The organism is Neisseria sp. HMSC31F04, assembly GCF_001807735.1.
Taxonomy (GTDB): Bacteria; Pseudomonadota; Gammaproteobacteria; order Burkholderiales; family Neisseriaceae; genus Neisseria; species Neisseria elongata.
The window spans coordinates 1-4,437 of sequence record NZ_KV790754.1 but is presented as its reverse complement, the minus strand read 5'-3'; the positions used below and the strand labels follow the sequence as shown (position 1 = coordinate 4,437).

Annotated in this window: 7 protein-coding genes and 1 other RNA gene; all 8 read right to left on the bottom strand. The window is 56.5% G+C overall.

The window, feature by feature from the left end:
* On the bottom strand, window positions 1-338 hold a 338-nt coding region (locus tag HMPREF3107_RS00290), incomplete at its 3' end, for a DUF927 domain-containing protein (RefSeq protein ID WP_246828545.1).
* Window positions 335-1,381, bottom strand: coding sequence for a DUF7146 domain-containing protein (locus tag HMPREF3107_RS00285; protein ID WP_070451932.1), 1,047 nt, complete (start codon window positions 1,379-1,381; stop codon window positions 335-337). The genes HMPREF3107_RS00290 and HMPREF3107_RS00285, both read right to left, overlap by 4 nt.
* Window positions 1,378-1,650 carry a hypothetical protein gene (locus HMPREF3107_RS00280; protein ID WP_070451929.1) on the bottom strand — a complete coding sequence of 91 codons (273 nt, stop codon included), beginning with the start codon at window positions 1,648-1,650 and terminating at the stop codon, window positions 1,378-1,380. Before HMPREF3107_RS00280 ends, HMPREF3107_RS00285 begins: the two co-directional genes overlap by 4 nt.
* 122 nt (window positions 1,651-1,772) lie before the next feature.
* Window positions 1,773-2,027 (bottom strand): hypothetical protein, encoded by a 255-nt coding sequence (locus tag HMPREF3107_RS00275; RefSeq protein WP_141742788.1) that lies wholly within the window; start codon window positions 2,025-2,027, stop codon window positions 1,773-1,775.
* 320 nt (window positions 2,028-2,347) lie between these two features.
* Window positions 2,348-2,782: a terminase small subunit-like protein gene (locus HMPREF3107_RS00270; RefSeq protein WP_070451923.1), complete on the bottom strand. Its 435-nt coding sequence runs from the start codon at window positions 2,780-2,782 to the stop codon at window positions 2,348-2,350.
* A 330-nt stretch (window positions 2,783-3,112) separates the two neighbouring features.
* Complete coding sequence (locus HMPREF3107_RS00265; RefSeq protein ID WP_210391340.1) at window positions 3,113-3,469, bottom strand: tyrosine-type recombinase/integrase; 357 nt, start codon at window positions 3,467-3,469, stop codon at window positions 3,113-3,115.
* Entirely contained in the window at window positions 3,447-3,635 is a 189-nt protein-coding gene (locus tag HMPREF3107_RS00260; RefSeq protein ID WP_070451918.1) for an integrase arm-type DNA-binding domain-containing protein, read from the bottom strand. Before HMPREF3107_RS00260 ends, HMPREF3107_RS00265 begins: the two co-directional genes overlap by 23 nt.
* Before the next feature lie 279 nt (window positions 3,636-3,914).
* Window positions 3,915-4,277: a transfer-messenger RNA gene (ssrA, locus tag HMPREF3107_RS00255) on the bottom strand.
* Between the last annotated feature and the right edge of the window lie 160 nt (window positions 4,278-4,437).

Below are 4,437 nucleotides of genomic sequence, written 5' to 3'. Positions count from 1 at the left end.
ACAAAATTAGCACCGGCGTTTGGGTAGAGGGATAGGATGGTTAAACCGTAGGATTGCAGCCGCTGCCAGCCCTGCACGCTGCCGATTTCGGCGGATGGGATGGCGGCTTGTTTGGCCGCGCCTGTGAGGCGGTCTTTCCATTCGATGATGCGGTAATGGCTGCCCGTGCCGTCCGTACCCCTGCCGATGAGGCGGATGGGGTCTGAAAGCCAAACGGGCGGGGTTTCGCTGGTGTTGCCTTCTTTGTCGGTTTTGATGCCGATGTGGTAAACGCCGCCGCGTGTGCATTCGTAGCGCGGGCGCGGGGTGTAGGTGTCAAATTCTGCGGCGGTGCTCATTGTGCTGCTCCTTCGGTTTTCAGACGGCGGGCATTCCATTCGTCCAGTGCGTCCGTTCCCGCCTTGTCGGGCTGCCATATCTTCACGGTCAGGCCTGCGGCGTGGGAGCGGCGGGCTAGGGCTTCGGCGGCCTTGATGCCTGTGCGGCTTAAGTCGTTGTCGGCGGCGATGTACAGCTCCCGCGTTTCGGGCGGCCAGTCGAAGGCGGAAAGGCCGTGCGCGGATAGGCAGGCGGCGGCGGGCAGGTCGAACAGGGATGATGCGGCCAGTGCGGTTTCTATACCTTCGGCGGCCAGCAGGCGGCCTTGTCCGTCGGGTGTGCCAAGGTGTACCGCCGCGCCGTTCAATGCGCCCGCATATCGGGCTTTCATTTTCTTGGCGGGCAGGGCTTCGCCCGTGTCGGGGTGTGATGCGGTCAGTTTGCGCCATACCCCGCCTTTCTGTTGCAGGTAGGTAATGTGCAGGCCTTGCAGTTCGCCGTTCCGCTCGATGGCGGCCAGCATGGCGGGGTAGTGCCCCAGCAGGGCGGGGCTGCGGCCGTCTGAAAGCCAGTAGGGCAGGGACGGGGCGAAGCGCAGGGCTTCAGGCAGGGTTTCGGGCAGTGATAGCCCGCGCCCTTGCAGGTACAGGCTGGCAGGGTCTTTGCCGTCCAAGGGCAGGGCTTCGCCCCATGCGGCCAGCAGGGCGGCTTGTCGGTCTGCGGGCGGCTGTTCGGGTTGGGCGGGCATGGGGGCGTATTGCCCGTGCAGGCCGTCCGAAAGCCCCAGCAGGGCGGAAACCTGATTGACTGCTTCCGTAAAGCTGTAGCCAAACACCAGCATCAGCAGGTCGAAGCCGCTGCCGCCTTCGGGGGTGCATTGGTTGCAGATGTAGCCGCCGCCGTGTTTGTGGTCGGTGTAGCGGAATCGGTCTTTGCCGCCGCAATGCGGGCAGGGCTGGTGTTTGCGGGTGTTTAAGAGTTTGGCGGGGATGCCTAGGGCGGCATGGATTTCAGGCCAGCGGCCATAGGCGGCGTTCTTGATTTCGGTCAAATCGGGTTTCATGGCCTGCCCTCCAAATCGGCGGCCAGCTTGCCGTAAACCGCCGCCCTTTCGCCTTTGCGCGGCTCGCTCTCCAGTATCAGAAACAGCAAATCGGGCGTTTCCGCCGTCAGTTCGGCCAATCTGCGCTTGGCTTCAGCCTTGCTCGGAAACAGCCCTACGGCCTGATAGCGGTAGGTCAGCGGCTCTTGTTCGTAGCCTACGGCCAACAGGCAGGGCTTAGGCTGCGGGCGTGGTTTGGGGTGCTGTACGGGTTTTGCTTCGGGTTTCATGGTTTCCCTCCTTGCAGGGCTGGAATCAGCCTTGTTAAAGCTATTTAAAATCAACGTTTTATGCGTTTGCTGCGGATGCAGGAAGCCCGCGCCGTCTGAAGCGTCAGGGCGCGGGGATGGGGTCAGTTCGGGGATTTCAGGCGGTCGGCCATGCGGGCATAGCTGCCGTTTTCGGGGGTAAGGACGGCAAAGCCCGCCCATTCCTTGAGGTCGTCCGAAAGGGCGGCGATGAAGGTCAGGCAGGCTTGATGTGCCGCTTCGCGGTCGGCATAGAAGCCCAAGGGCTGCCAGCGGCAGGAAACCGCGTCTACGTCTTGATGGTGGTTTTCGGGGATGGCTACGGCGGCGATAAGCTGCGCGGGGATGTTGTTTTGCATTTTCATGCTCCTAATCAATTTGAGATTTGAGAAGCCCGTATAGGGGGCGGTGCTCTCTCCTGTGATTAGTCAGGCGCGGGCGTTACCGTTGCCGCACACCGCCATAACTTGAGATAGGCCGTCTGAAAAACGGACTATGGGAAATGGCGTGAAAAAATCCGCAAGCCGTGCGGATGTTTCGGCTAATCAATTTGAGAGAGAAGCCCTATTCTGCTTCCCTAGGCTCAATCTGTCAATGTGTTTTGGGCGGCTGCTCCCCTTAAAAGTAAGGGGAGTATGCAGGTACTTGATTTGTCATCAAAAGCCGTTTTTGGCTTTTGTCATCTCGTAATCTCTTTCAAGGCTTCGGACAATGCGCCCTGAAAGTCTTCTTTGGACATTTGCACTTGCCCGGCCTTCGGTGTCATGCTGCCGTCGGACGACTTCATATCCAATTCCGATTTTTCGCCGTACTTCTTCGGGGCAAGGCGGGCGGCCTTCCATTTGCGGGCATCTATCCTTACCCTCGCCTTGGCTATTTCCTCATGGGTGGGCGTGCAGTCGTCGGCGATTTTGATTATCTCGTCGGCGTATAAATCCGCCTGTTGCTCACGCGCGCGTGCGTATTGCTCCGAAAACGCCCCGCCCTCTGCCAGCCATTTGTAAACGGTGCTCTCTGCGGGCATATCCTTCCTGCGGCAGATTTCAGCCATACTGTGCCCCCGTGCCAGCATCTCGCAGATGCGTTCTTCAAGCTCCCGCCTGTTGTCGTGCATGGTTTGTTCCTTTGCTCAAATTACTAAAAAATACTAATTCGGGGAAAGCCGTTCGCGTGGGAAGACGGCCTTTTCCATTGGTATAAACTTCCAAAGTTTCATGTTAAACAGCCTGTTAATATTCCTTTAACAGCTTTGCAGAAGAAAAAATTCTGCGCATGGGAATGCGGGGGGTTTCCAAAAACATCAGGCCGTAAACTTTCAAGCCCCCATGCCGCCCAATTCATACGCCCGGGCGCGTAAACGTCTTCCCTTTTTTATGGGCTCGCAAAATTCTATTCATACGCGCGCGCGGGCGCGTAATGCTCACGAAATACCCCCGCCGTGCTTTCAGACGGCCTTTGTCGGCGGCCTGCCAAGTCTGCCTAAGCAGCATGCTTCGGCAGGATGGCGGCCATGCCGTGCCGGTAGGATGCGGCCATATCGAACAGGGCGGCCTTGCGCTCCCGATAGGAAGCCAAGCCGTGCCAAGGCTTTGCGTGCCGCCCCTTCGCTCAAAGGCTTTTTGCTGCCGATGTTGGCAAACACAAATTCATGATGCCCCGTTACGGGCTTCAGGCCTTCCAGTATCGCTATGGCTTGGCGGCTCAATGGGACAATGTGCCCTATCCCGTTTTTCATCTCCTCCCCGTCTTTGCGGTATTGCCGCGCCTCCCAGTCGATTTCACACCAGCGCAACAGCCGCAAGCCGTATTTCGTCCCGCTTGTTGTCGGACGGGCGGTAATAGCGGAAACGCCAATACTTGCCGTTGCCCCTTGCCTGAAGGGATAGGCCGCCGCCGTCCGACAACTGGTTAGGCGGCTCTAGTTTTTTGCATTGGCTGTCTGTTAGGGGAAGGGTTGGTTTTGGCATTTTTAAGTCCGTTTTGGGGTAACTTATGCAAAACGCTGGAAGCCTTATGGATAAAGGGTTTCAGGCGATTTTTGGGTAACTTGTTTCAAAAAACGGCGGGAAAATCGGGGGATTTGGGGGCGTTTTTTGGGGTAATTCGTGAAAAGTTACCCCAAAAGTTACCCCATAAATGGCGAAAACTCAAGCATACTCCAGCACATTCAGGGTAATAAAAAAGCCCTGAAACTGTTATATTTCAAGGCTCTATGCTTACTTCAGGATGCTGCTGGAAATTAGGTATGGTGGAGGCGGGGGGAATTGAACCCCCGTCCGAAAGTCCTCTACAAAGCGTTCTACATACTTAGTCGTATCTATTTAAAATCTCGTTCCTATCATGCCGACCGACAGGCCTTCTAGAAACCAGTTACCTTAAATCTTATTCCCTACCAAGTAACCCGATAGGAAACCAGTCAATGTAAAATGACGTTGCGGTAGCTTGCGCTACACAGCCCATTGACCAACTGCTGCAACGGCAGGCCTTAAGCGGCCAGTGCGTAAGTTTCGTCGTTTGCGACTATTTAGATTCAGTGTTTTACGGGAAATCTGAGACCCCGGTATGCCCGCATCTGCTTCGCAACCCCCGTCGAAACCAAGATCGCCCCCAGATAAAGAGAGACGGATTATAGTGGAATTTTTAAGAATCTGCCACCTCTGCCGCAACAAGCAGGATTTACGCTGCAATCTTGCCCAACTGTGGGGAGGTGTTTATTTTTGCACTGAGTGGGCAGAAGAAAAAAACGGCGAAAATCTTTATGGGGCGTGG

What these genes read in the sequence shown, in the direction of transcription:
- HMPREF3107_RS00275 (WP_141742788.1), bottom strand. Translation starts at nt 2,027, where the DNA reads ATGCAAAACAACATCCCCGCGCAGCTTATCGCCGCCGTAGCCATCCCC.
- HMPREF3107_RS00270 (WP_070451923.1), bottom strand. Translation starts at nt 2,782, where the DNA reads ATGCACGACAACAGGCGGGAGCTTGAAGAACGCATCTGCGAGATGCTG.
- HMPREF3107_RS00260 (WP_070451918.1), bottom strand. Translation starts at nt 3,635, where the DNA reads ATGCCAAAACCAACCCTTCCCCTAACAGACAGCCAATGCAAAAAACTA.
- HMPREF3107_RS00285 (WP_070451932.1), bottom strand. Translation starts at nt 1,381, where the DNA reads ATGAAACCCGATTTGACCGAAATCAAGAACGCCGCCTATGGCCGCTGG.
- HMPREF3107_RS00280 (WP_070451929.1), bottom strand. Translation starts at nt 1,650, where the DNA reads ATGAAACCCGAAGCAAAACCCGTACAGCACCCCAAACCACGCCCGCAG.